This is a genomic window from Dactylosporangium maewongense, assembly GCF_039531485.1.
GTDB classification, from domain to species: Bacteria; Actinomycetota; Actinomycetes; order Mycobacteriales; family Micromonosporaceae; genus Dactylosporangium; species Dactylosporangium maewongense.
Genome location: NZ_BAAAQD010000001.1, coordinates 433,525 through 459,052 on the forward strand (window position 1 = coordinate 433,525; position 25,528 = coordinate 459,052).

General features: G+C 72.6%; 19 protein-coding genes. 11 read left to right on the forward strand and 8 right to left on the reverse strand.

Going from position 1 to position 25,528, the window contains the following annotated elements:
• Positions 1–2: 2 nt before the first annotated feature.
• The 3 genes from ABD332_RS01950 to ABD332_RS01960 are packed head-to-tail and all read left to right on the forward strand — an operon-like array spanning position 3 to position 6,837.
• Positions 3–1,994 (forward strand): trypsin-like peptidase domain-containing protein, encoded by a 1,992-nt coding sequence (locus tag ABD332_RS01950; protein ID WP_344498824.1) that lies wholly within the window; start codon positions 3–5, stop codon positions 1,992–1,994.
• Positions 1,991–2,950, forward strand: coding sequence for an AAA family ATPase (locus ABD332_RS01955; protein WP_344498826.1), 960 nt, complete (start codon positions 1,991–1,993; stop codon positions 2,948–2,950). The genes ABD332_RS01950 and ABD332_RS01955 overlap by 4 nt, the downstream gene beginning before the upstream one ends.
• A complete protein-coding gene (locus ABD332_RS01960) occupies positions 2,947–6,837 on the forward strand; it encodes an SAV_2336 N-terminal domain-related protein (RefSeq protein ID WP_344498828.1) in 3,891 nt (1,296 codons plus the stop codon). The genes ABD332_RS01955 and ABD332_RS01960 overlap by 4 nt, the downstream gene beginning before the upstream one ends.
• Before the next feature lie 75 nt (positions 6,838–6,912).
• Here the strand turns inward: ABD332_RS01960 and ABD332_RS01965 are convergent, their stop codons facing one another.
• Positions 6,913–8,523 carry a CocE/NonD family hydrolase gene (locus tag ABD332_RS01965; protein WP_344498830.1) on the reverse strand — a complete coding sequence of 537 codons (1,611 nt, stop codon included), beginning with the start codon at positions 8,521–8,523 and terminating at the stop codon, positions 6,913–6,915.
• A gap of 153 nt (positions 8,524–8,676) precedes the next feature.
• Here ABD332_RS01965 and ABD332_RS01970 point away from each other — a divergent pair, with 153 nt between their 5' ends.
• Positions 8,677–9,237 (forward strand): TetR/AcrR family transcriptional regulator, encoded by a 561-nt coding sequence (locus ABD332_RS01970; protein ID WP_344498832.1) that lies wholly within the window; start codon positions 8,677–8,679, stop codon positions 9,235–9,237.
• Here the strand turns inward: ABD332_RS01970 and ABD332_RS01975 are convergent.
• On the reverse strand, positions 9,218–10,216 hold the full coding sequence (locus ABD332_RS01975; protein WP_344498834.1) for an aldo/keto reductase: 999 nt from the start codon (positions 10,214–10,216) through the stop codon (positions 9,218–9,220). The two genes, ABD332_RS01970 and ABD332_RS01975, sit on opposite strands and share 20 nt — an antisense overlap.
• Positions 10,217–10,324: 108 nt before the next feature.
• Here ABD332_RS01975 and ABD332_RS01980 point away from each other — a divergent pair, with 108 nt between their 5' ends.
• Positions 10,325–10,750: a hypothetical protein gene (locus ABD332_RS01980; protein ID WP_344498836.1), complete on the forward strand. Its 426-nt coding sequence runs from the start codon at positions 10,325–10,327 to the stop codon at positions 10,748–10,750.
• 68 nt (positions 10,751–10,818) lie between these two features.
• Here the strand turns inward: ABD332_RS01980 and ABD332_RS01985 are convergent, their stop codons facing one another.
• Positions 10,819–12,513: a condensation domain-containing protein gene (locus tag ABD332_RS01985; RefSeq protein ID WP_344498838.1), complete on the reverse strand. Its 1,695-nt coding sequence runs from the start codon at positions 12,511–12,513 to the stop codon at positions 10,819–10,821.
• A 231-nt stretch (positions 12,514–12,744) separates the two neighbouring features.
• Between ABD332_RS01985 and ABD332_RS01990 the strand changes: the two genes are divergently transcribed.
• Both ABD332_RS01990 and ABD332_RS01995 read left to right on the forward strand, forming a co-directional pair.
• Entirely contained in the window at positions 12,745–14,094 is a 1,350-nt protein-coding gene (locus ABD332_RS01990) for a glycoside hydrolase family 10 protein (RefSeq protein WP_344498840.1), read from the forward strand.
• 12 nt (positions 14,095–14,106) lie between these two features.
• Complete coding sequence (locus ABD332_RS01995; protein ID WP_344498842.1) at positions 14,107–15,426, forward strand: extracellular catalytic domain type 1 short-chain-length polyhydroxyalkanoate depolymerase; 1,320 nt, start codon at positions 14,107–14,109, stop codon at positions 15,424–15,426.
• Positions 15,427–15,482: 56 nt separating this feature from the next.
• On the opposite strand, the gene ABD332_RS02000 is transcribed toward ABD332_RS01995, so the two are convergent.
• The gene (locus tag ABD332_RS02000; protein WP_344498844.1) at positions 15,483–17,813 is read right to left on the reverse strand and encodes a beta-xylosidase/alpha-l-arabinosidase; all 2,331 of its coding nucleotides are present in this window, start codon (positions 17,811–17,813) and stop codon (positions 15,483–15,485) included.
• 63 nt (positions 17,814–17,876) lie between these two features.
• Entirely contained in the window at positions 17,877–18,881 is a 1,005-nt protein-coding gene (locus tag ABD332_RS02005; RefSeq protein ID WP_344498846.1) for a LacI family DNA-binding transcriptional regulator, read from the reverse strand.
• Positions 18,882–19,141: 260 nt separating this feature from the next.
• Between ABD332_RS02005 and ABD332_RS02010 the strand changes: the two genes are divergently transcribed.
• The 3 genes from ABD332_RS02010 to ABD332_RS02020 are packed head-to-tail and all read left to right on the forward strand — an operon-like array spanning position 19,142 to position 22,106.
• Entirely contained in the window at positions 19,142–20,317 is a 1,176-nt protein-coding gene (locus ABD332_RS02010; protein WP_344498848.1) for an extracellular solute-binding protein, read from the forward strand.
• Entirely contained in the window at positions 20,314–21,279 is a 966-nt protein-coding gene (locus ABD332_RS02015) for a carbohydrate ABC transporter permease (RefSeq protein ID WP_344498850.1), read from the forward strand. Before ABD332_RS02010 ends, ABD332_RS02015 begins: the two co-directional genes overlap by 4 nt.
• Positions 21,279–22,106 (forward strand): carbohydrate ABC transporter permease, encoded by an 828-nt coding sequence (locus ABD332_RS02020; protein ID WP_344498852.1) that lies wholly within the window; start codon positions 21,279–21,281, stop codon positions 22,104–22,106. The genes ABD332_RS02015 and ABD332_RS02020 overlap by 1 nt, the downstream gene beginning before the upstream one ends.
• 69 nt (positions 22,107–22,175) lie before the next feature.
• Here the strand turns inward: ABD332_RS02020 and ABD332_RS02025 are convergent, their stop codons facing one another.
• Together ABD332_RS02025 and ABD332_RS02030 are read right to left on the reverse strand one after the other, a co-directional pair.
• Entirely contained in the window at positions 22,176–23,309 is a 1,134-nt protein-coding gene (locus ABD332_RS02025) for a Clp protease N-terminal domain-containing protein (protein ID WP_344498854.1), read from the reverse strand.
• Between the two features lie 23 nt (positions 23,310–23,332).
• Positions 23,333–24,025: a TetR/AcrR family transcriptional regulator gene (locus ABD332_RS02030; protein WP_344498856.1), complete on the reverse strand. Its 693-nt coding sequence runs from the start codon at positions 24,023–24,025 to the stop codon at positions 23,333–23,335.
• A 128-nt stretch (positions 24,026–24,153) separates the two neighbouring features.
• Between ABD332_RS02030 and ABD332_RS02035 the strand changes: the two genes are divergently transcribed.
• Positions 24,154–25,131 (forward strand): NAD(P)-dependent alcohol dehydrogenase, encoded by a 978-nt coding sequence (locus ABD332_RS02035; protein ID WP_344498858.1) that lies wholly within the window; start codon positions 24,154–24,156, stop codon positions 25,129–25,131.
• Here the strand turns inward: ABD332_RS02035 and ABD332_RS02040 are convergent.
• Positions 25,121–25,333, reverse strand: coding sequence for a hypothetical protein (locus tag ABD332_RS02040; RefSeq protein ID WP_344498860.1), 213 nt, complete (start codon positions 25,331–25,333; stop codon positions 25,121–25,123). The genes ABD332_RS02035 and ABD332_RS02040 overlap by 11 nt on opposite strands.
• Between the last annotated feature and the right edge of the window lie 195 nt (positions 25,334–25,528).

The window sequence follows — 25,528 nt, forward strand, 5'->3', positions numbered from 1 at the left end:
GGGTGGGCCGGCTGCTGACGTCGCCGGAACGGAGGGAGTGGCCGGGCGGCGCTGTCCGCAGTGCGTTCGCCATCGGCGACGGTTACGTGCTGACGGCGTGGCACTGCGTGCGTGACATCGGCGGCCGATCGGCGGAACTCTGGCTCCGGCTGCGGGCCGGCGCCGGGTCGGACGGGTACGTCGACATTCCAGTGCGGCACAGCGCCACCGATCCCGATCCGCAGCTCGACGTGACGCTGCTGCAGTTCGACGAGGCCCGGGGCGACCAGAAGCTCCGGGACCGGCTCGACGAGGTCGCGCTGCCGCTCGGCGTCGAGGTCGACGCGCACGACGAGGTGCGGGTCGGTGGATTCCCGGCGTGGAACACCGCGCGCCACTGTGTGATTCTCGGCGGCAAGGTCGACTCGGTGCACGCGCCGTTCGGCACGGTCCAGACGATCCGGGTGCACATGCCGCCCATGGCGGCGAACCAGCCCGAGACGCCACACGGCATGTCCGGCGGACCGCTGCTGCGGACCGGCCCGGACCGTCGGGAGCTCGTCGTCGGTCTGGTCCGGTCGTTCCCCCGCGGGCGGGACGGTGCCGCGCTCGGCGGCGAGGTCCTGTGCTGCCGGATGGCTGACGTGCGGCAGGTCTTCGCGCCGGTCGACGACGCGATCCGCCGCAACGTCGCCGCGGCCCACATGGCGGCCGTCGGGTCGGTTGAGCTCTCCGACGACGTGGTGCAGGCGTACTGGCCGGCGCTGCGGGCCGGCGGCTTCCAGCGACCCGCCCACTGGGACGTCGAACACCTGGACAAGCTGCGGCAGGAGGTCGACGCCGACAGCGGCGGGCCGTCGCGGGCCCGCAACACGGTCGCGGCGCTGCATGCGGCGGTCCGGGCGAAGGCGGTGCTGACCGCGATCGGCGGACCCCGGCTGCCGCTCGGTCAACTGGCGACGATCTACCACATGGAGGTCGGCGACTGCGTCGGTTGCCACTCGGCCGACGCGATGCTGGTCCGCGCGGCAGACGCCGACCAGCAGCTGCTCAGCGAGAACGCGATGGGTGCGCTCAGCTGCCTCGCCCGGTTCGTCATCGGAGCCGCCGCCGTGCTCGGCGCGAACCCGGCCGAGCATCGGACGCTGCGCTCCTGGCTCGAGTCGCTCGGCCATCAACCCGCCGATGCCGGGCAGCTGTACCTGCACCGGCGTACGAGCGGCGGATGGCTGCTGCTCGACTTCGGCGATGAGGACCCGGCCGAGGTCCCGGGGTGGCCGACGGGCATCACCTGGTCCTACTTCGGAGCCGGTGAGGACCGTCCCCCGGAAACGGTCGACAGCGACGGGACGGAGGACGGGCTGCGCCGGGCGCTGGCCCAGGTCCTGCGAGCCGTGCCGCCCGCGTATCCGCTGGTCGTCGACCTCGCACTGCCCCACGCCAAGCTCCGCGCGGGCATCGAGCACTGGCCGGTACGCGAGGTCGACCGGGAGCTGCGCGCGCTGAGCGACGACTGCCGCCCGCGCCTGCGGTGGTCCAGGCGGCTGTACAGCGAGCAGCACCGCAACCAGCTGGTGAACCGCGCCGCACAGGGTCAGTGGCACAGCGAGCCGCCGACGTTCGTCGACGACATGCTCGCCGACCACCACCGCCTCAGAGACTGGGCACGCACCGACCAGCACCACGCCTGGCTGCTCGGAGGATGCGACCCGCGGGACCCGGCACGCACCGATCCGTTGCGGGTGCTGCTCCAGGAGGGTTACGGGTTCGTCGTCTGGTACCCGGACCGGCTTGATCCCGACCGGCGGCGGGAGATCGGCGCCGCGGTGGCCGGCGTCGCCGTGCCGGCCCGGCGCAACCTGATACCGGACCAGCTGCCGCGGTTCACCGGATTCCGTCCTGCCGTGATCTGGGACGACCCGGCGGGCCGCGGCCACTTCAAGCTGCCTGGGCAGCTCATCGGGGAACCAATCCAGGACCGGCGCGGGACCGGCGAGCATCGGAGCGGCGAATGACGAAGAAGCTGACGGAGACGCCGTGGCGGATCTTCACCGGGTCCGGGGTGGCGGGCGCGGACGACGCATGGAAGACGTTGCCGCCACCGCCACCATGGCGCGACCGCGCGAAGGCGATCCACAGCTTCGTCATCGAGGAACCGCTGCTGGACGCGGTGAACGCGGCGCTGCACCTGCGCCGGCCGCTGCTGCTCACCGGACCGCCGGGCTCGGGGAAGTCGACGCTGGCCAGTCTCATCGCCGCGGAGCTCCACCTCGGTGAAGTGCTGAACTGGCACGTGACGTCGCGGAGCACGCTCACCGACGCGCTGTACCACTACGACGCGCTCGGCCGCCTGCACGCCACGCAGACCGCTCCCGAGGGGGAAGCCGTCGGCGTCGACCGGTTCGTGACGCTCGGCCCGCTCGGCACGGCGCTCGCGGCGGCCGACCGTCCCCGTGCGGTGCTCATCGACGAGATCGACAAGAGTGACTTCGATCTGCCCGGCGACCTGCTCAACGTGCTGGACGAGGGCGAGTTCGAGATCCCCGCGCTGGCCCGCGACTCGCAGCCGGAATCGGCCACGGCGGTCACCCATCGCGTCCGTGGAGCGGACCGTGCCAGGCACGCGGTGACCAACGGCGTCGTCCGGCGGACGCACTGGCCGGTGATCGTGCTGACGAGCAATGGCGAGCGGGCGTTCCCGGCGCCGTTCCTGCGCAGGTGCGTCCGCTTCGAGATGCCGACCGCGAGGGAGTCGTTCATCCAGGCCGTCGTCGCCCGGCACATCGGACACGCCGCGGTCCGTGAACAGGACGAGATCCGTGCGTTCGCCGCACGCCTCGTCAAGGGTGAGAACCTCGCCCTGGACCAGTTGCTGAACTTCCTCTACCTGTTCTCCGGCCCGGGCGGGACGGACCCTGATGTCAGGTCCCGGATGCAGGCGGTGTTGCTGCAGGAGTTGAACGGCAAGTGATCGATCGCATCGTTCTGGCGCTGGCCGAACAGATGCCGGACGCCACCCCGGAGGAGATCGCCGACCTGCTCTGGCTCACCGCCAGGACCATCCCCACGGCCGCCCCCACGGCCGTCGCCGCGACGGTCCCCGTCGACGGATCGCCGGCGGACGTGGCAGCGGCGGCGGACGGGCAGCCGCCTCCGGTGCTCGATGCCGGGCCTGCGCCGCCCCGGGAGGCCGAGACCCCCGCGCCGGCGCACCGGCACGGGCTCGTCGAGCACAGTGTGGCAGGCACGACGCCCGCCGCTCCGGCGCCCGCCGTCGCGGTCGGCCTGCGGGCACCCGATGCCACGGACCGGCCCGACGCCACCGCCCGGTCGTTCGCCGCCTTCCGCCGGATCCGCCGGCCCGGGCGGCCGGTCGTCGACGTGGACGCCACGGTCGAGGCGACGGCGGACGCCCGCCGGCTGACGCTGGTCACGCGCCCCGTCGACGAGCGCGGGCTGGACGTCGCCGTGGTCGTCGACCGGCTGTCCACCGCGGCGGTGTGGGCGGGTCTGCTCACCGAGTTCGAGCTGCTGCTGCGGCGGTCGGGCGCCTTCCGGATGGTGCACCGATGGGACCTGGTGCCGGGCGACACACCCGATCATCCGGTGCGGCTGCGCGACGCGGCCAAGGTGCACCACCCCGCCGACCGCATCGTCGACCCGACCGGCCGGCGGCTCATCCTGGTGATCACCGACGGGGTCGCCGACCACTGGTACGCCCCGCCGGTCTGGACGGCACTGCGCCGCTGGGCCGCCCTGGCCCCGACGGCGATCGTCCACCTGCTGCCCGAACGCTACCTGGGGTCGGTCGCCCTCGGCCGTCCCGATGTGGCGGTCCGCGGGCGGCGCCGGGCCGGCACGAACGCGACCGCCGAGGTGCGGGTGCCGTGGTGGGGGGACGCGGCGCCGGCCGGCGCCCTGTCCTTGCCGGTGGTGCCGCTGACTCCGGCGGGGCTGACGAGCTGGGCCGACGCGGTCGCCTCCGGCGATGGCTGGGTCAAGGCGATCTGGTCGGCGCCGCCCCCGGGACCGCCCGGCGCCACGGCGAACAGGCTGCTCACACCCGCGGAGCGGGTCCGCGCCTTCCGGGCACAGGCGACTCCGGACGCGCGGGAGCTCGCGCGATTCCTCGCCGGCGCACCGACCCTGTCGCTGCCGCTGATCCGGGTCCTGCAGCGCCGGTTGTTGTCGTCCGCCGATCCGTCGCCCATCGCCGAGATCATGATCAGTGGCCTCCTGGAGCGCCTCAGCGGTGATCCCGACGACGAGCACGCCGTGCTGACCTTCCGCCCGGACGTCGCATCGCTGCTCAGGCGCGGTGCCACCGCGAGCGAGGACTGGGACACCTTCGAGATCCTGACCGACTTCCTGGAGCGCCATGCCGGCTCGGGCACGTCCGTCCACGCGCTGCTGGCGGAGCCCGCCGGCAGCGCGGTGGTCGACCCGGCGCTGAAACCGTTCGCCGCGATGGGCCGGGCGACCGCGCTCCGCCTCGGTATCGACCTGTCGACGGCGGCCACCATCGAACAGGTGCCCACCGCGACCCCGGGACCCGCAGCGACAGCGATGGCGTACCGAACCAGCACGGTGACCGTGGTCGGCGATGCGCGGGCCGGCAAGACGGCGCTCGTCCAGGCACTCCTCGGCGGCACCTTCGAGCACCCGCCGGGCACCCGCCGGGCGCTGCGGCGCCTGCACCGGCAGGACCTCGCCACGCCGGACGGCATGGAACGGCGGGAGGTGTGGCTGCACGAGCCCTCGAGCGGGCTGCCGTTGCGGTTCGCGCGCGAGGGCGGGGCCGTCGTCCTCGTCGTGGTCGACCTCCGGAACGCGCACACGGCCGTCAACCAGGCAGTCCGATGGGCGGCGCTGATCGACTCGTCCCGGTCCGGCCGACCCGTGACGAAGTTCCTGGTCGCGTCGCGTGCGGACGAGGTGAGTCCGGACGCCTCGGTGATGAGCCGCTTGAACGAGTGCGGCTTCGACGGTGTCTTCCGGACCAGCGCCCAGGACGGTACGGGCATCCCCTCGCTGCTCGACGCGATCGTGGGCGGCCGGTGGTCGGGCGAGGTGCCACCGTTCGCGGCGACAGCGGCGTTCATGGGTGCGAAGGAGACGGTCGAACGCGGAAGGTCCGAGACCCCGATCACCGATCTGGCGATCATGCTCGGCGATCACCGGCGGCGGACCGGTCAGACCCCCGACCGTGCGATGTTCGTCGCCGCGCTGCGGCAGTTGCAGGCGTTCGGCCAGGTGAGCGGCACACCGGCGGAGGACGTCTGGATTCTCGATCCGCCGCTGCTGGACGAGTACGTCGCGGCGATCGGGTCAGCCGCCGCCGTCACCGTCCTCGGCGCGGTCGCCGAGGAGCGCGCCCTGGCGGGTGACGTGCCCCGCCGCCCCGCCTGGTCGGCCGGTTGGCGGCACGAGCAGCTGCTGTGGTCCTGCGCCGTCGACGCGGTGCTGCGCGGGGGAGTCGCGACGAGGGTCGGCGGCGACGGCGACACGATGCTCGTCTTTCCGGCGATGTACCGCCCTTCAGACGCCTCCTACCCCGGCGAGCGCAGCCATGCGGCGACGTTCACCTTCGGCAGCGAGACACCCGGCGTCTTCGCCGCGGTCGCGGCCCACATCGAGCGCATGGCCCGCTTTCAGCTGCGGCACCTCTATCGTGACGCCGCGGTGTTCAGCGGTCCGGCCGGCGCCGTCTGCGGCATCTCGTCCGTGCTCCCCGGCGATGCCGGCGGCCGGTGGTCGGTGCAGGTGTTCTTCGGCGGGCACACCGTCGCCGAGGTCCGTGACGACTTCGTCGCCGTCGTCCACGGGCAGTTGCAGCGCTACGCGGCGCCCGGATCGGTTGCCAGGAGCGAACCTCCGGCCGCCGAGGCGCCGCCGGCCTCGGTCGGCTCGCCGCCGGCACCCGCTCCGACCGACGAGGTCCGCGTCGTCTTCGTCGGGCCGGCCGGTAGCGGCAAGACGACCTTCCTGCTCGGGATCCTGGGCGGACAGCCGAACCCGGCGGTGTACGGCAGCTGGACCGCGATTCCTCCGGAGCACTCGTCCGTGGCCGATGACCTGTATCGAATGGCGCGACTCCATACGTTTCCGGACCCGACCGTGACGGACCAGAATGAGTCCTGGATCGTCGCCGGCACCAGGCCGGTTCCGCCCAGACGGAGGTTCCTGGGGGCGCGGACCAGGCCGGCGACACGTGAGATGCAGTTCGATCTCCGTCTGGTCGATTCGCCGGGTGCTCGCTCGCTCGAAGCCGACGACGACTTCGTCGATCTCCTGTCGCGCGCCGACGCGATCATCCTGATGGTCGACCCGACGAGGCTCCTGCCCGCCTTCCGCTCCGACATCGGTCAGTTGTCGACCTACGACTACCTGCACAGGCTGCTGCCGAAGCTGCTGCGCAGGCAGCTCGACCTCGGCGGGCCGGCCCGGCTCGGGCAGCACCTCGCCGTGTGCGTCTCCAAGTTCGACGAGCCGAGCGTGTACGAGTTCGGACAATGGCTCGGTGTGGTGGACCGGCAGGCCGTCGGGCAACCGACGGTCGAGTCCGGGGCCAAGGCATCGCGGTTCGTCACGGCGTTGTGCGACGCGAGCGCCGAGCCCAACGACGCCCTCGTGCCGAGCTTGTTGCAGCGGCACTTCCGCCCGGACCGGATCACATATCACGTGACGTCGTCGATCGGCTTCTTCGTGTCGCCGGCCGTGGGGTTCAACGAGCGGGACTTCGCCAATGTGGACGACCGTCGCGGGCGCAGGCAGTTCCTGCGGCTCGCGCCCTTGAACGTGTGGGAAGTGCTGATCGAGTTGGCCGACGCCGTCCGGCTCGCGCGGGCCGGAGGCTAGGGCTCGCCGTCGAAACGGCCGGTGCCGGCGGGCGACGCACGCGTCGCGCCACCGGCACCTGACCAACCAGCGTCGTCAGCGCAGCGGGACGTCCACATAGGAGCCGCCGGCGACGGTGGCCGTGGAGCCGAGGGTGTTGGCGTCGTAGTACAGCGGGTCGGTCGTGTCGACGACGAGGGTCAGCGAGTGGCCCGCCGGCACGTCGTACGCCGTCGCCGACAGCGAGAAGTCCAGGCTGCGGCTGCCGGTCGCGGTGCCGAGCCAGGTCGCCGGGGCGTGCGTGATGAGCTTCGCGTTGCCGAGGCTGTCCAGGTCGTACAGGTACGCGACGACCGTGCCCTGCGCCGCGGTGCCGGTCAGGTTCAGGTGGACGCGGGGGATGCCGCGGATCCGGGCCGCGGTCGACGGGCGGTCCGACGCCCAGACGCCGGCGCGGAGCCGGTCGACGGACGGCAGCCAGATCTGCGGCAGGATCCCGGTGAGCGCGGCGGCGCCGTTGGTGAGCAGGACGACCCCGCCGTCGGCGGTCGTGTTCAGGTCGCCCGGCAGGGTCTTGCTCCAGCCCGGGGACGGGTTGCCCCCGAGCAGTCCGGTGCCGTCCCACCAGCGGATCTGGCCCAGGCCGTACCGGCGAGGACTCCCGCTGAAGGAGGACCAGGCGGAATAGGACTCGGTGGCGGCGTTGTGCGGCTTCACGAGCACGCCCGGCTCCTGGTCGATGCCGGTGGCGACGCCCGCCAGGTACTGGTCGAACCAGCGGGACGCGCTGGTCCACACGTCGTTGGGCAGGCCGGCGACGCCGGTGAGCTCGGCGATCGCGTGGTCGCCGGGGCGCAGCTCGAGCCGCTTCGGCCCGGCGAGCCGGCCGTAGAAGTCGGCGAGCTGGTTGGGCGGGAAGATCGAGTCGCCCCACGAGTTGGCGATGAGGACCGCCGGACGGCTGGCGTTGATCGCGTCGAGGTAGGTCGCCGCGGACCGTACGCCGGCCCACTCCATGATCTGGGCGACGTTGCGGTTGGCGTTGAAGTCGTCGAGCTTGCCGGTGAGGTCGGGGCCGGCGTTGCCGAGCAGGGCGGCGGCGAGCTGCAGCAGCCCGGCCGACTGCCGGTGGCGGGTCTGGTCGCCGTACAGCGAGTAGACCAGGTCCGTCCATCCGCTCATCGCCACGACGGCGCGGATCCGGCGGTCGAAGGCCGAGCCGAGCAGGCTGATGCCGGCGCCGTACGAGATGCCGCCGGCACCGATCCGGGCCGGGTCGGCGGCGGTGTTGGCGATCGTCCAGTCGATGACGGCCGACAGGTCGGCCATGTCCTTCGGCCCGGCGGTGTCGATCTCGCCGCCGGAGGCCCACCAGCCGCGCGGGGTGTAGGAGACGACGACGTATCCACGGCCCGCGAAGGCCTTCGCCTGGGCGATGTACTCGAGGTCGTTGAGCCCCCAGCTGGCGGGGAACACGATCGCCGGGTAGCGGCCGGCGGCGGACGGGGCGATCACATTGGCCTTGAGGACCACGCCGCCGGCGCCGGTGATGTCGACGAACCGGAACCCGGTGGTGGCGACGGCCGCGGTCTGTGCAGTGGCGGCGGCCGGTGCGGCGGTCGCGGGGGCGGGGGTCGCCGCGGTCAGGACGGCGGCGGCGAGCACGGACAGCAGGCAGACGGGCAGGGATGTTCGGCGCTTCGCCATGCGCCCTCCTTCATCGGGCGGGGGACAGGCAGGGGCGGCTGCCTCGGTGGCGGGAGCGTAGAAGCGGGTACCGAGAATTTGAAGTTCATGACATTATCGTTACTAGTCGGTAACATGAGGGGTCGCTGTGCCGGTTTTGAGGGGGTGGGGGCCGTGTTGTACGGCGTACAGACGCCGCGCCGCCGGGACGCGCAGCGCAACCGCTCAGCGATCGTCGAGGCCGCCACCGAGCTGATGCTGGGCCGGCACACGACGGTGCTGATGCCGGAGATCGCCCGGCGGGCCGGCGTCGGCCAGGCGACCCTCTACCGGCACTTCCCCGACCGGCAGGCGCTGACCGCCGCGGTCGTCGCGCACGAGCTGGCCCGCCTCGAGGCGTTCGTGGCGGCGAGGGCCGACCGCCCGGCCGCGTTCCGGGACGTGCTGGCCGAGCTGCTGCGCACGCAGATCGCGATGCGTCCCCTGGTCCTGCACGTGCGGCGGCTCGATCGGCAGACGCGCGACCGGTACCAGCAACGCATGATCACCACGCTCACGGCGCCGCTGCGCAGCGCCCAGCAGGCCGGCCTGGTCCGGCCCGACCTCACCCCGGCGGACCTGGCGCTGCTCTGCACGATGGTCGAGGGTGTGGTGGAGGCCGCCGACCCCGACGCCGCGACGCGTTCCATCGACCTCATGCTCGACGGCGTCTGCGTCACCGCCCCGCAGGCGTAGGCGCGTCGTCCGGCAGCAGCCCCGCCGCCTTGAGCGACCCCCACAGCCGCGGCGGCACCGGATGCGCCAGGAGCCCGGCGCTGCCGGCGATCTCCTCCGGCGTCCTCGCGCCGACGACCACCGCCGCGACCGCCGGATGCCCGAACGCGAACTGGATCGCCGCCGCCAGCGGTGGCACGCCGTGCGCGGCGCACACCTCGCGGACCGCCTTGACCCGGTCGAGCAGCGGCGCGGGGACGTCCGGGTAGCCGTACGCCGCCCCGGTCCTCGGCTCGGCGAACAGCCCGGCCTGGAACACGCCCGCCGCGAGCACCGCCACCCCCTGCCGCGTGCACAACGGCAGCAGGTCGGCCAGACCGGACTGGTCCAGCAGGGTGTACCGCCCGGCGAGCAGCACGCAGTCCGGCCCCGGCGCCGGCGCCTCCCGCAGGAACCGCGCCGCGACGTCCGCGTGGTTGACGCCGAGCGACACCGCCCGGATCACGCCGGCGTCGCGCAGGTCCGCGAGCGCCCGGTACGCCTCGCCGAGCGCCACCGGATAGTCGAGGTCGGGGTCGTGGATGTGCAGCACGTCGACCCGGTCGAGCCCGAGCCGCTCCAGGCTGTCCTCGACGGATCGCCGCACCGCCCGGTAACCGAAGTCCAGCCGCGGCCCGACCCCGGGCGGCGGGTCCGCCCAGATGTCCTGCGTGTCCGGACCGCCGGGCTCGATCAGCCGGCCGACCTTGGTGCACAGCACGAACTCGTCGCGCGGGCGCCCCCGCAGCGCCGCCCCCGACCGTGTCTCCGAGCGGCCGTACCCGTACACCGGCGCCGTGTCGAACAGCCGGATCCCCAGCTCCCAGGCCCGGTCGACGGTCGCCGCCGCCTCCTCGTCGCGCACCGGCGCGAACAGCCCACCGAGCGACGCGAGCCCCAACCCGAGGCGGCTCACCCGCAACCCGGTCCGGCCCAGCTCCACCACGTCATCGGCCCGCACCCCACGATCATGCCCTGCCCGCGACTGCCCGTGGTCGTGACGCGCGACGCACGGCGGGTGTCGGCGGCGCGACGGTCCGGCGGCCCGCCGGCGCCTACCGTGACGCGCATGACGCTGACGCGCAGGCTCACGGCCACCGCCTGCCTTACCCTCACCCTCACGGCGTGCGGCTTCTCCACCGACCCGTTCGACTACGGCGATGGCAAGCGCATCAGGCTCGCCGTCGAGCAGCTCTTCGGCGAGCTGGAGCGCGCCGACTACACCGCCGCCGCGTCCCACTGGTGCGACGCCGCCGGCGCCGCCCCGCCCACCGCCGACGAGCTCCGCGCCGACTTCACCGACCTCGCCCGCCCGTGGAAGACGAAGCTCGTCTCCTCCCAGCACACCGACGACGGCACCGGCTTCGCCAACCTGACCCTCACCGACGGCGGCGGCGCCGGCCACCCGTACAACGTCGACTTCCACCTGACCGGAGACACCGCCGAGGTCTGCGACGTCGACACCGGCACCATCCAGATCGACGTCGACGTCTGACGCACAATGGCCGGCATGACGATCGCGGACGACCCGGGTGTGCCGTTCCATCGGCCGGCCCACGTGGTCTAGCCCGTTGCGGCCTGAGTCAAGGCCCGTGTCGGAGCGGGGGAGCAGGGGCGGCCGGGGCCTGAGGAGAGAAGCGGGGCGGACTGCCAGGCGGGCAGGGTGGTTGGGTCGGACGGGGGATGGGCGCACAGGACGTAGTGGCGGGGGGTCATGGCGGCGTGGCGGCCGGGGAGTGCTGACAGGCAGCGGCGGTGGGCGTCCTCCGGGGTGGTGGGGCCGCCGGGGACGACCGCGACATACGCCACCAGCGACTCGCCGTCCGCCGAGGCGAAGACGCGGGACGGGGCGGGAGACAGGGCGGTGTCGAGGAGGGCCTGGATCTCCGCGAGGTCGACCCAGCAGTGGTCGACGAGGAGCCAGCCCGGCGGGCGGTCGAGTGGCTGGAGGGCCAGGGCGGCCACGACGGCGGGGTGCGGCAGGTCGGCGGGGGCGGCGGCGACGATGAGGCGTTCGAGCGCGAGCAGGAGCGCGCGTGCCTCGGTGGGGGTGACGCGGCCGGTGTCGCCGGTCCAGAGGCGGGCGACCATGCTGTCCTCGACGCTGCCGAGGTCGAAGCGCAGCAGGACGTCGGTGGGTGGCAGGTCGACCCACTGGGTCTCGGTGGCGGGGGCCGAGGCGATGTCGGGCAGGGCTCCGGCAGCGGGCGCGGCGTCCATGACGACGCTGTTGAAGACGGGCTCGAAGGCGGGGGCGATGCCGCGTTCGGCGGCCAGGCGGGCGGAGCGCTCGTGCTGGCGGTACACGTCGTAGGTGCCGTGCAGGCCGGCCTGGAGGGTGGCGCCGAAGCAGCGGCTGACCAGGGCGTCGAAGGTCGGGGCGGCCGCGTCGATGCTGAGGAATGTGGCCTGGGCGAGGGTGCCGATGTAGCGGAGCAGGTCGGACTCGAAGCGGTTCGCCGAGAGCGTGACGAAGCGGCAGGTGGTGTCGCCGGTACGCAGGGACAGCAGCGCGCAGAACGCGGCGAGCACGATCGACGGGCGGCTGGCGCCGGTGCGGGCGGCGATGTGCGCGAGGGCGGCGGCCGCGGTGGGGGAGGAGATGCCATACGCGCCGGAGCCGGTCGACGGTGTGCTCCGGGGTCCGGTGTACGGGTGGGCGGGCGCGACCCGTAGCGCCCGCTCCCAGTGCCGCAGCGCCTGCTCCATACGCCGCGCACGGGCGGGCCGCTGCTCCAGCGCGGCCCGGTCGAGCGGCTGCAAAGTGGGCGCGCCGAGGACCCGGGCGGCGGGGTCGCGGATCAGTGAGGCGAACTCGGCCGCGAGGATCGCGAGGGCCTGGAAGTCGGCGACGATGTGCGACACGACGACGGCCGCCGCCACAACAGATCCATTGTGGATGGTCACCCCGAAACGGACCGGCGGCGCCACTGCGAGGTTGAAGGGCGCGGCCCGAAGCAGGCCGGCGAGATCGAGTGCGTCCGAACAGAGGAGCGGCAGCGACCCGGCGGCGAGGACGTGCTGCGAGCCCGGATCGCCCAGGCGGTAGGTGCTGCGCAGGCCCTCGTGCCGGCAGAGCAGGACCTGGAAGCACTCGGCGACGTCGTCCACAGTGGAGCCCGGCGGGACGTCGAAGGACTGCGCGAGGACCGCGGCCGGCGCGTGCGGCGCGTCGAGGAGCCACTTCGCGATGTTGCGCTGCCCGAGGGTCAGCGGCCCGGCCGCGTCGCGGTGGCCCTCGAACCGTAACCGCACCATTCCCGGTGTCCTTTCCATCGCACGCATCCGTAAAGCGAATCACGGAACTTCGGTGCCGATCAATGAAAGTTTCAGTCCGAGTTTTTCGAAACTTGGCAGGTCGGAGCGCGTACGCAGGGCACGCCCAGGCACTGCGGGAACTCCGCGAAGAAGACGGCCGACGGCCGGCGGGATTCGGTGATGCTGATCGGGTCACCGCCAGACAATGTTTCGAAACGAAGGGCCTCTGGAATGGACAAGAAACGCAAGCTGGGCGTCGCCGGGGCGGGCGCCCTGGCCGTCGTCGTGACGCTGGGCATCGCGGCGACCGCCGACGCCGCCGCGTCCACGCTCGGTGCCGCCGCCGCCGAGCAGGGCCGCTACTTCGGCACCGCCGTCGCCGCGTACAAGCTCAGCGACTCCGTGTACTCCGGCATCCTGGACCGCGAGTTCAACATGGTCACGCCGGAGAACGAGATGAAGTGGGACGCGACCGAGCCGTCGCAGGGCTCGTTCTCCTACGGCTCCGCGGACCAGATCGTGTCGCACGCCCAGTCGCACAACCAGCGCGTCCGCGGGCACGCCCTGGCGTGGCACTCGCAGCAGCCGGGCTGGGTGCAGAACCTGTCGGGGACCGCGCTGCGCAACGCGATGGTCAACCACGTCACGCAGGTCGCCACGCACTACAAGGGCAAGATCTACGCGTGGGACGTGGTGAACGAGGCGTTCGCCGACGGGGGCGGCGGCGGGCGGCGCGACTCGAACCTGCAGCGCACCGGCAACGACTGGATCGAGGTCGCGTTCCGCACCGCGCGGGCCGCCGACCCGGGCGCGAAGCTCTGCTACAACGACTACAACACCGACGGGCAGAACGCGAAGTCCAACGCCGTCTACGCGATGGTGCAGGACTTCAAGTCCCGCGGTGTGCCGATCGACTGCGTCGGCTTCCAGTCGCACATCAACAGCGCGAGCCCGGTGCCGTCGGACTACCAGGCCAACCTGGAGCGCTTCGCGGCGCTCGGCGTCGACGTGCAGATCACCGAGCTGGACATCGAGGGGTCCGGCAGCACCCAGGCCGAGAACTACCGCAAGGTCACGCAGGCGTGCCTCAACGTGAGCCGCTGCACGGGCATCACCGTGTGGGGCATCCGGGACAGCGACTCGTGGCGGGCGTCGGGCACGCCGCTGCTCTTCGACGGCAACGGCAACAAGAAGGCCGCCTACACCGCGACGCTCACCGCGCTCGGCGGCGGCAACCCGACGAGCACGCCGCCCAGCACGCCGCCGGTGAGCAGTAGCAGCAGCCAGCCGCCGATCCCTTCCGGTGGCTGCACGGCGACGGTGTCGGTCAACCAGTGGCAGGGCGGGTTCGTCGCGACCGTCCGGGTCACCGCCGGCGCGAACGGCACCAACGCGTGGGCCGTCACGATGCCGCTGCCGAGCGGGGCGACCGTCACCAACTCCTGGAGCACCACCAGGTCCGGCAACACCTGGAGCAACGTGTCCTACAACGGCCGCATCGCCGCCGGGCAGTACACCGAGTTCGGGCTGCAGGCCACCGGCACCGCCGGCACGCTCAGCCCCACCTGCGCCGCGAGCTGAGGAGGCCCGGCAATGCGTCTGATCAGAGCGGCCGCGGCCGCCGTGGTCCTCGCCGTCGCCGGCATCGCGTGGTTCGCGGCGCCGGCGTCGGCCGCCACCCTGACCGAGGTGACGAACTTCGGCACCAACCCCACGAACCTGCGGATGCACCTGTACGTGCCGAACACCGTCGCGGCCCGTCCCGCGGTCCTCGTGGCGGTGCACTACTGCACGGGGTCGGGTCCGGCGTTCTACTCCGGCACCGAGTTCGCGTCGCTGGCCGACCGGTACGGGTTCATCGTCGTGTACCCGTCGGCGACCCGCAGCGGCAACTGCTTCGACGTGTCGTCGCCGCAGGCGCTGCGGCGGGGCGGCGGCAGCGACCCGGTCGCCATCATGTCGATGGTCACGTACGTGCTGCAGCACAACAACGGCGACCCGGACCGGGTCTTCGTCACCGGCGCGTCGTCCGGCGCGATGATGACCAACGTGCTGCTCGGCGACTACCCCGACGTGTTCAAGGCGGGCGCCGCGTTCGCCGGCGTGCCGTTCGGGTGCTTCGCCACCACGGACGGCTCGTCGTGGAACAGCACCTGCTCCAGCGGCCAGCTGAACAAGACCCCGCAGCAGTGGGGTGACCTGGTCCGGGCCGCCTACCCCGGGTACACCGGGCCGCGGCCGCGGATGCAGGTCTTCCACGGCACGAACGACACGACGCTCTCCTACCCGAACTTCGGGGAGGAGATCGAGCAGTGGACCAACGTGCTCGGGGTGAGCCAGACACCGGTGCTCACCGACCAGCCGCAGTCCGGCTGGACCCGCACCCGCTACGGCAACGCCGGCACCATGGCCCCGGTCGAGGCGATCAGCCTCGCCGGCGTCGGGCACAACGTGCCGCTGGCCGGGCAGGCCGCGATGGTGATCGCGTTCTTCGGGCTCAACGGCACCAACCCGCCGCCGTCGAGCACCCCGCCGTCGAGCCCCTCGCCGTCGAGCCCGTCGTCGCCGTCGGGTCAGCCGTCGAACCCGCCGGCCGGAGGCTGCCGCGTCTCGTACACCGTGAACTCCTGGAACACGGGGCTCACCGCGGCCGTCACCGTCACCAACGGCGGCAGCACCGCCGTCAACGGCTGGACCCTCGGGTTCACGCTGCCGTCCGGGCAGGCCGTCACGTCGGCCTGGAACGCGACCGTCACACCGGCCTCCGGCGCGGTGACGGCGCGGAACGTCAGCTACAACGCGGCGATCCCGCCGGGCGGGTCGGCGTCGTTCGGCTTCCAGGCCAACCACACCGGCAACACCGGCAAGCCGTCCGCGTTCACGTTGAACGGCACCGCCTGCACGTCCGTATAGCCGCATGACGAAGGGCGGGACCCCGGAGCTCCGGGGTCCCGCCCTTCACGTCGGGGTCACACCGTGACGCGCGGGTGCAGGTGCCGGTCGTGGCCCACCACCCGGCGCGGCCCGACGACCGGGATCCGGACCGTGGCGTGCACGTCCTCGCTGGAGCGGGCGACCCGCAGCTCGACGTCGCCCGGCTCGACCAGGCGCCGCCCGTCGCGGCCCGTGTAGGACAGCAGGTCGGCGTGCAGGCCGAAGACGACCGTGCGGCGCTCGCCGGGGGCCAGGTCGACCCGGGCCGTCGCGATCAGCTGCCGCTCCGGGCGGGCCACCTCGGCGACCGGGTCGTGCAGGTACACCTGGACGACGGTGCTCGTGCCGCGGTCGCCGTCGTTGCCCACCGGCACCGACAGCTCGACGGTGCCGTCGGTCGGCCAGCCCCCGGCCGGCGCCGAGGTGACCTCGCCCCAGGAGGCCGCCGTGTACGAAAGGCCGTGGCCGAACGGGAACAGCGCCGTCGGGTCGACGCTGCTGACGCCGCTGCGCCGGGCGAGCGGCGCGGCGAGGTACGTCGACGGCTGGCTGGCGCCGGCGCCCGGGAAGCTGACCGGCAGCCGCCCCGACGGGTCGATCCGTCCACTGAGGACACCCGCGATCGCGGCGGCGCCCTCCTCGCCGGGGAAGAACCCGCACACCGCGGCCGCGAGCCGGTCGACCTGCCGGGACAGTTCGTAGGGCCGGCCGACCAGCAGCACGAGCACGACCGGCGTGCCGGTGGCGAGGAGCGCCTCGAGCAGCTCCTCCTGCCGGCCGGGCAGCCGCAGGTCGCTCGCGTCGCAGCCCTCGCCGGAGGTGCCGCCGCCGAACAACCCGGACAGGTCGCCGAGGACCGCGACGCAGACGTCGGCGGCCGCGGCGGCCGTGGCGGCGGCGGCGATCTGCTCGTCGTCGCCGCCGGTCACCGGGCAGCCGATCGCGTAGGTGACGTCGTGCTCCGCGCGCAGCGCGTCGAGGACCGACGGGATCGGCACCCCGGTGGGCACGTCGGGGTGGTGGACGAGGACGTGGCGGGGGAACGAGTAGCAGCCGAGCATCGCGCCGGGCGAGGCGGCGCCGGGCCCGACGACGGCGAGCCGGGCGCCGGGGCGCAGCGGCAGCGCCGGCGTGCCGCCGACGGGCTCGTTGCGCAGCAGGACGATCGAGCGCTCGGCGAGGCGCCTGGCCAGGTCCCGGTCCTCTGGGCCGTCGATGTCCACCGTGGAGTCTGACAGGGCCGGCGGCGACGGGTCCCACGAGGGGTCGAGCAGGCCGAGCGCGCACTTCTGCAGCAGGATGCGGGTGACGGCGCGGTCGATGAGGGCCTCGTCGACGTCGCCGGCCTCGACGGCGTCCAGCAGCGGCCCGCCGAAGCAGTTGGCGCCGGGCAGCTCGACGTCGATCCCGGCGCGCAGCGCGAGCGCGGCGGCGTCGGCGCGGGACCCGGCGACGCCGTGCAGCGTCTGCAGGAACGCGACGGAGAAGTAGTCGGACACGACGGTGCCGTCGAAGCGGAGCCGGCCGCGGAGCAGGTCGGTGAGCAGGGTCCCGTCGGCGGCGACGGGGACGCCGTCGACGTCGGTGTAGCTGTTCATGACCGAGCGGGCGCCGGCGCGCAGCGCCATCTCGAACGGTGGCAGCAGCACGTCGGCGAGCTCCCGCGGCCCGACGGACACCGGGGCGAGGTTGCGTCCGGCGCGGGACGCGGAGTAGCCGGCGAAGTGCTTGAGGGTCGCGACGACCCCGGCGGACTCCAGGCCGCGCACGTAGGCGGCGCCGATCAGCCCGACGAGGTGCGGGTCCTCGCCGATGGTCTCCTCGACCCGGCCCCAGCGCAGGTCGCGCACGACGTCCAGGACGGGGGCGAGGCCCTGCTGGATGCCGAGGCGGTGCATGGTGCGGCCGATCCGGGCGGCCATCGCCTCGACGAGCGCGGGGTCGAAGCTCGCGCCCCACGACAGCGGCGCCGGGTAGATGGTCGCCTGCCAGGCGGCGAGGCCGGTCAGGCACTCCTCGTGCACGATCGCGGGGATGCCGAACCGGCCGGCCGCGACGATCTCGCGCTGCAGCTTCGCGACCCGCCGGGCGCCGTCGGCGGGCGCGATCGGGGTGGTGCCGTAGGCGCGGGTGATCTGGCCCAGCCCGTTGGGGATGAGCTCGGCCCACTCGATCGGGTCGGGGGTCTGCTCGTGCTGGTGCGGGGCGACCTCCCCGGCGGTGTCGTCGACGTCGAGCCAGGCGCCGTACATCTGCGCCACCTTCTCGCGCAGGGTCATCCGGGTCATCAGGTCGGCCACGCGTGCGGACGCGGGCGCCGTGGTGTCCCGCCAGGTTCCGGCGGAGACGCCGCTGTCGAGTGTCACGCTCGTGACTCCAAAGGTCGTTCGGGACGGGGTGACGCGCAGCGTTGCGCGGCGCTGAAATTTTCAGAGGGCTCGGGTCGACTGCCGCACGACGAGGCGGGTCGGGAGCCGGACGTGGGTCGCGTCGATCTCCTCGCCGTGGATGAGCCCGATCAGCAGCTCGATCGCGCGGTGGCCCATGGCGTGGATCGGCTGCTCGACGGTGGTGAGGGCGGGGCTGGCCAGGGCCGCCTCGGGGACGTTGTCGAAGCCGACCACCGACAGGTCGTCGGGGACCCGCAACCCCATCGACGCGGCGACCTCCACCGCGGCGATCGCGGAGACGTCGTTGGCGCCGAAGATCGCGGTCGGCCGGTCGGGGCGGCCGAGCAGCAGCCGGGCCGCGGCGGCGGAGGAGTCCGGGTCGTAGTCGCCGACCTCGATCAGGTCCGGGTCCACGGGCACCCCTGCGTCGCGCATCGCCTCGCGGAAGCCCTGCTCGCGCTGCCTGGAGGACTCCAGGTCAGGGCGGCCGGTGATCATCGCGATGCGGCGGTGGCCGAGCTGGAGCAGGTGCTCCGCGCCGAGCCGGGCGCCGGTGAGGTTGTCGGAGTCGACGGTCGGCAGCCCGGTCGGGCCCGCGTGCGGGTCGACCGCCACGACCGCGGTGCCGTAGTCGACGTCGACCACGGTCGGGGTGACCAGGACCGCGCCGTCGATGAGGGTGCCGGACAGCCGTGACAGGTAGCGCTGCTCCCAGCCCGCCTGGTCGCCGGTGCGGCCGCCGGCGGAGTAGACGACCAGCTCGTAGCCGGTGCCCTTGATCGCCTTCGCGGCGCCCTTGAGCAGCTCGGTGCTGAACGGCTCCAGGTCGGCGACGAGGATGCCGATCACGTTGGTCTTGTGGTTGCGCAGGCTCTGCGCGACGAGGCTCGCCTCGTAGCCCAGCTCGCGGATGACGGATTGGACGTGTGCGCTGGTCGCGGCCGACACCCCGTAGCGGGCGTTGAGCACCTTGGACACCGTCGCCACCGAGACGCCGGCCGTGGCGGCGACGTCCCGGATCGTGATTCGAGAACTGGGCTTCACGACGGCAGCGTAGCTTCCGATAACGATATCAACAACGATTGACAAGTCTGGTTTTCAAGGCGGAGACTCTGCGGTCATCGAGGGCCGAGCCCTTTGGCTCGGCTCGCCCCCGTCAGGAGATGATCACTTTGAACGTCCGCCTGAGCACCCCACGGAGGCTGGCCACGATCGCCATCGCACTCGCGGTGGCCGTGCCCTCCCTGACCGCATGCGGCGACGATGAACCCGGATCGAGCAGTGACCCGAATGCTGCCACGACCTTGACCTGGTGGCACAACGGTGCCCAGGACCCCGGCAAGGGAGTGTGGCAGTCGATCGCGGACCAGTACCACGCCGAACACCCGAACGTGTCGTTCAAGGTCGAACCGGCACAGAACGAGGCCCTGAAGACCAAGATCTCGGTGGCGTTGCAGTCGCCGAACCCGCCGAGCATCTTCCAGCAGTGGGGCGGCGGCGCCCTGGCCACCCAGGTGCAGTCCGGCAAGATCATGGACATCACCGACGCGACGTCGAGCTGGATCAAGGAGCTCGGCGCCGGCGCGACCGGCTGGGCGGTCGAGGGCAAGCAGTACGGCGTGCCCTTCGGCCTGCACGTCGTCGGCTTCTGGTACCGCACGGACCTCTTCCAGCAGGCCGGCATCACCGCCCCGCCGACCACGATGGACGAGCTCAACGCGGCCGTCACCAAGCTGAAGGCGAAGGGCATCGCCCCGATCGCCCTCGGCGGCAAGGACAAGTGGCCCGACGCGTTCTGGTGGTCCTACTTCGCGATCCGGGAGTGCTCCCTGGACACGGTGAAGAACACCGTGAAGAACCTGAAGATGGACGACCCGTGCTGGGTCAAGGCCGGTGAGGACCTCAAGGCGTTCCTGGACACCAAGCCCTTCCAGGACGCGTTCCTCGGCACCCCCGCCCAGCAGGGCGCCGGCAGCTCGGCCGGCCTGGTCGCCAACGGCAAGGCCGCGATGGAGCTGCAGGGCGACTGGGAGCTGCCCACGATGATCCCGCTGACGGAGGACAAGGAGTACGCCAAGAAGCTCGGCTGGTTCGCCTTCCCGACCGTCGCGGGCGGCAAGGGCACCCCGGGCACCGCGCTCGGCGGCGGCGACGGCTACTCGTGCGCCGTCAAGGCCGGACCGGCCTGCGCCGACTTCCTCAAGTACCTCGCCAGCGTGCCCGTCCAGACGAAGCTGGTGCAGTCCAACACCATCAGCCTGCCGGCCAACCCGGGGGCGATCTCCGCCATCCAGGACCCCTCGCTCAAGACGGTGCAGGAGTACCTGAACAAGGCCCCGTACATCCAGACGTACTTCGACCAGGCACTGCCCACCAGCGTCGGGCAGGCCCTCAACGACGCCATCGCCGACTTCTTCGCCGGCAAGGGCAGCCCGCAGGGCATCGTCGACGCCTTCAACAAGGCGGTCGCGAACAAGTGACCGTCTCCGCAGTCACGACACCGCAACGGAAGGCCGGTCGCGCTGACGCGCGGCCGGCCCGCCGGCCGGGGCGTCTCGGGACCCGCCTCGAGCTTGCGCTGCTGCTGACCCCGGCGCTGGTGCTGTTCGTCGGGTTCGTGCTGCTGCCGATCGCGGTCGCCGTCTACTACAGCTTCTACAAATGGACCGGGTTCAGCCCCCGCACCCCGTACGGGCTGGAGAACTACAAGCGGGTCCTGGAGGACGAGGTCTTCCGCACCGCCCTCTGGCACAACCTGATCATCGCCGTGCTGTCGGTGGTCATCCAGCTGCCGCTGTCGATCGGGCTGGCGCTGCTGCTCAACCGCAAGATCCGCGGGCGGACGGTGCTGCGGCTGGTGGTGTTCGCGCCGTACGTGCTGTCCGAGGCCATCACGGCGGTCGTGTGGCTGCTGATGCTGCAGCCCGGCGGCTTCGTCGACCAGCTGCTGAAGTCGGCGGGCCTGGGCGGCCTGGTCCAGGAGTGGCTCGCCGACGGCGACCTGGTGCTCTACACGCTCTTCGTGGTCATCACCTGGAAGTACATCGGCTTCGGCGTCATCCTGCTGCTCGCCGGGTTGCAGAGCATCCCCGCCGAGCTGCGCGAGGCCGCCTCGACCGACGGCGCGTCGGCCTGGGAGACCACCCGCCACATCGTCCTGCCGCTGCTCGGGCCCACCATCCGGATCTGGATCTTCCTGTCCGTCATCGGCTCCCTGCAGCTGTTCGACCTGGTCTGGATCATGACGCTGGGCGGGCCCGCGAGCGCGTCGGCGACCATGGCCACATACCTGCTCGACCACGGCTTCACCCGCTACGAGTTCGGGTTCGGCAGCGCCGTCGCCGTCGTGCTCTTCGTGGTGTGCTTCATCTTCGCGCTGCTGTACCAGCGGTTCGCACTGCGCCGCGACATCCAGGGCGCCCTGACGCGGGGGGTGCGGTGATGAACAAACGGTCGCCCGTGGGGACATCCCTCACCTACCTGATCGTGGTGCTGGTCGTCGGCGTGACCGTCGTGCCGCTGCTGTTCACCATCATCGGCGGCTTCCGCACCAACGCGCAGATCAACAACAACCCGTCCGGCTGGCCCGACCCCTGGAACTTCAGCAACTACGGCGAGGTGCTGACCTCCGACGTGTTCTGGCAGGCGATGTACAACAGCGCGCTGATCTCCGTGATCACCACGCTGCTCGCGGTGGCGGTCGGGGCGATGGCGGCGTTCGCGCTGTCCCGGTACACGTTCAGCGGGCGCGAGTCGCTGTACACGCTGTTCACGCTCGGGCTGCTGTTCCCGCTCACGGCGGCGGCGCTGCCGCTGTACCTGCTGCTGCGGGAGCTGGACCTGCTGGAGAACCCGCTCGGGGTGGCGCTGCCGCAGGCCGCGTTCGCGCTGCCGATCACCATCGTCATCCTGCGCCCGTTCATGGCCGCGATCCCCGGCGAGCTGGAGGACGCGGCGGCGATGGACGGCGCGGGGCGGCTCGGCTTCTTCTGGCGGATCCTGATCCCGCTGAGCCGGCCCGCGCTGACGACGGTGGCGATCCTCGCGTTCGTCACCAGCTGGAACGCCTACCTGCTGCCGCTGCTGGTGCTCAGCGACCCGGGCAACTTCACCCTGCCGCTCGGCGTCGCCGCGTTCCAGTCGCAGTACTCCCAGGACACCGCCCGCATCCTCGCCTACACCGCGGCGTCGATGATCCCCGCGATCGGCTTCTTCGTGTTCGCCGAACGGCACATCGTCGGAGGACTCACGGGATCGGTCAAGGGCTAGAGTCGCCGCGCCTTCGCCGGGAAACGTTCGGCGCGTCTCCCCGGCGAAGGCGCGGTTCCACCCATGCGGCTACGGCAACGTCCGCGCCACGTCGTCGCGGACGTCGCCGGGGTCGGCGCCGAGCGCCCGCACCAGCCGCGCCGCGGTGCCGTCCGCGTCGAGGGCCGCGACCGTCAGGTGCGACGACCCGGTCTCGCCGTGCCCGGCGTCGTGGGCCAGGGCGACGGCCCGGTCGACGGCGTCGACGGCCTCCGCGGTCCAGCCCGGCCCGGGGAACCAGATGACGAGCTGCGCCCGCCCGCGCGGCACGACGGCCAGGTCCGCCACCCGCGCGTCCGGCATCGCCGACACGGCGCGGTCGAGGGTCACGCCGTGGGTGGTGAGGACGTCGAGGGCGGCGTTGAACGGCTGGACGGCCGGCCTGAGGTGCAGGTCCGCGGCCCGGAGCTGTGCGGCCATGCCGGCGGCGCCGAGCAGCAGATGCGCGGAGGTGACGGGGCCGTCGCCGAGGCGGGCCGCCTGGCGCATCGCCTCCCACAGCAGAATGCTGGCCGTCCCCGTGCCGTAGCGGTCGCGCTGCCGGTGCTCAAGCCGGAACCGGCGGTCCCGCCAGCCCGCGAAGCCGGCGCGGTCGGCCAGCTCACGGTGTCCTTCGAGCATGGCCACGGCCGGCCGGTTCGGGCGGCCGGGCTCGCGCCAGCACGGGTCGGCCCGGATCACGGCGGCGAGCTCGGCGCGGTCGGCCGGGTCCGCGGGCAGGCCGTGCGTCGCCGCGCCGGGGGACCGCAACACGCCCGCCAGCACGTGCACCCGGCCGACGTGCGCGACACCGGCCTCCCGCGCCTCGTCGAGGGCCGCGCGCAGTCCCGACACCGCCGACTCCCGCCATTGCGCCGGCGGCCGTTCGCTCTTTGTCACGCGCTGTGCGCCGGCGAGGTGGTCCGCCTCCCGCAGCAGCAGCGCCACGGGGTCGGCGGCGTCGAAGTCCCGCACCAACGGGTCGTCCACGGATTCGGGTGGCTGCCCGCCCCAGCCGGGTGTCTTCCGTAGCCGCCGCAGCGCCTGATGCATGGCTGCCGACTCCCCGGTGCCCCCCTCGGCGGCCCACAGGAGCGCGCCCGCGTCGATCGGTCCGCCGGACATGGGCCAGGGACGGCCCGCCGCGATCAGGGACTGCACGACATCGCTGCCGAACTCAGGCATGAGTCCGATTGTCGGTGCAGGGGTCAAGGGCGGGAGGTCCAGCCGCGCCGGCGGAGCTGTTCGAAGCCGTCCAGGAGCAGGTCGAGCGAGAACTCGAACTCGAACTGGTCGTCGCAGCCGCTGCCGACCACCGACGCGTCGTCATGGGCGATCCTGGTCGTGATTTCGCTGATGTACGGGAACCGGGCCGCCATCTGCCGGGCGGTCTCGGGGTCGGGCGGCGCCACCTCGGACGGGGGCGTGGCGAACAGCTCCTGCGAGAAGCCCAGGATGCGGCTGCCCATCGCGTGCATCACGTGGTGGGTGAGGTCCACGGACAGCCCGCCGGTGCGGAACATGCCGATCATCGAGTCCATGTACTGCATGACCACCGGGGTGGGGGCGGTGCGGGACTCCAGCACGCGCGACGCCCACGGGTGGCGCAGCAGGGCCCGGCGGGCGGACAGGATCCGCTGCCGGACGGCGTCGCGCCAGTCCTCGGCGGCCGCGGCCGGCGGGTCGATCTCGCCGACGACCACGTCGAGCATGCCGTCGAGGAGCTCCTCCTTGTTGGCGACGTGCTTGTAGAGCGCCATCGGCACGACGCCGAGCACCTGGGCGAGCTTGCGCATGCTGAGCGCGTCGATGCCGGTCCCGTCGGCGAGGGCGACCGCGGCGCGCAGCACGCGGTCCCTGGTCAGCGGCGCACGAGCCGTCGCTGAGACCTGTCGCGTCAACCCGACCACCCGTCCCTTCCGCAGCCGTCGACGATATCGCCTCTTGACTGGTGTACGCCGTACACCCTACCTTCGATGCAGCAGGTGTACGCCGTACACCTGAACACGGCGACATGGAGGAGCTTGCGATGAAGGCGATCGTCCAGGACCGCTACGGGCCGTCCGACGTGCTGCGGGTCGGCGAGGTCGAGCCGCCGGCGGCCGGCGACGGCGAGGTGCTCGTGCGCGTCCAGGCCGCGTCGGTCAACGCCCGCGACTGGCACGTGATGCGCGGCGACCCGTATGTGGCCCGCATGGCGTTCGGGCTCGGCGCGCCGAAGGTGCGGGTGCGTGGCACCGACTTCGCCGGCCGGGTCGAGGCGGTCGGCGCGGGGGTGACCCGCTTCCGGCCCGGCGACGAGGTCTACGGCGAGGTCGACGCGGCGTTCGCGGAGTACGTGCGGGTCCCGGCCGCCGGCGCGGTGGACCGCAAGCCGGCGAACGTGACGTTCGAGCAGGCCGCCGCGGTGCCCCTCGCCGGCAACACCGCCCTCATGGGGCTGCGCGACGAGGCGGGCGTGCGGCCCGGGCAGCGGGTGCTCGTCAACGGCGCGTCAGGCGGGGTCGGCACGTTCGCGGTGCAGCTGGCCAAGGCGTTTGGCGCGCACGTCACCGGCGTGTGCAGCACCAGGAACGTGGACCTCGTCCGGTCGCTCGGCGCCGACCGTGTCATCGACTACACCGTCGCCGACTTCGTCCGGGAGGGCGGCCCGTACGACGTCGTCTTCGACCTCGTGGGCAACCGTTCCCTGGCGGAGTTCCGGCGGGTCCTCACGCCCACGGGGACGCTGGTGCTGTCCGGCGGCGGGGTGTCCGAGGGCGGCAGCCTGTTCGGGCCGGTCGGCCTGATCACCAGGGGGCGGGTGGTGTCGCGGTTCGTCCGGCACCGGGTGCGCGTGCTCACCGCGGTGCCGGGCCGGGAGAACCTCGCGACGCTGCGCGAGCTGATCGAGTCGGGCGCGGTCACCCCGGTCATCGACCGCACCTTCACACTCGGGGAGGCGGCCGAGGCCGTCCGCTACCTGGAGATGGACCACGCCCGGGCGAAGGTCGTCATCACTGTGTGACCAGGGTCCGGCACACGTCGGTGTCGAGGTCGGCCAGCAGGCCGCGGGCCTGCAGGGCGTACTGCTCGCTGATGTCGATGGTGTACAGGGCGGCGGTGCGGCGCTCGCCGGGGGCGACCCTGCGGGTGGCCGCGAGCTGGTTGCGGGCGGCACTCAGCTGGGCCAGGTGGGCGTCCAGGAGCGCGAGCATGTCGTAGTGCATGGTTCCTGACCCTCGACGTCGGGGTGGTGGCCGCCGTACCGCTGGGAGACGGCGGCCCGACCGGTCTACTTCTTCTTCTTGTTCTTCTTGTCCTTCTTCGACTTCTTCGACTTCTTCGCCATGTCGCCCACCTCCGATTCCGGCCCCGTCACCAGTGGATTCGTTCATGATCCTATGGTTGGGACGACACCTGCG

Excerpts from the sequence above, each read along its gene's own strand:
- ABD332_RS01955 (WP_344498826.1), top strand. The coding sequence starts at position 1,991 with ATGACGAAGAAGCTGACGGAGACGCCGTGGCGGATCTTCACCGGGTCC.
- ABD332_RS01965 (WP_344498830.1), bottom strand. The coding sequence starts at position 8,523 with ATGGCGAAGCGCCGAACATCCCTGCCCGTCTGCCTGCTGTCCGTGCTC.
- ABD332_RS01980 (WP_344498836.1), top strand. The coding sequence starts at position 10,325 with ATGACGCTGACGCGCAGGCTCACGGCCACCGCCTGCCTTACCCTCACC.
- ABD332_RS01985 (WP_344498838.1), bottom strand. The coding sequence starts at position 12,513 with ATGGTGCGGTTACGGTTCGAGGGCCACCGCGACGCGGCCGGGCCGCTG.
- ABD332_RS01990 (WP_344498840.1), top strand. The coding sequence starts at position 12,745 with ATGGACAAGAAACGCAAGCTGGGCGTCGCCGGGGCGGGCGCCCTGGCC.
- ABD332_RS01995 (WP_344498842.1), top strand. The coding sequence starts at position 14,107 with ATGCGTCTGATCAGAGCGGCCGCGGCCGCCGTGGTCCTCGCCGTCGCC.
- ABD332_RS02020 (WP_344498852.1), top strand. The coding sequence starts at position 21,279 with ATGAACAAACGGTCGCCCGTGGGGACATCCCTCACCTACCTGATCGTG.
- ABD332_RS02025 (WP_344498854.1), bottom strand. The coding sequence starts at position 23,309 with ATGCCTGAGTTCGGCAGCGATGTCGTGCAGTCCCTGATCGCGGCGGGC.
- ABD332_RS02035 (WP_344498858.1), top strand. The coding sequence starts at position 24,154 with ATGAAGGCGATCGTCCAGGACCGCTACGGGCCGTCCGACGTGCTGCGG.
- ABD332_RS02040 (WP_344498860.1), bottom strand. The coding sequence starts at position 25,333 with ATGCACTACGACATGCTCGCGCTCCTGGACGCCCACCTGGCCCAGCTG.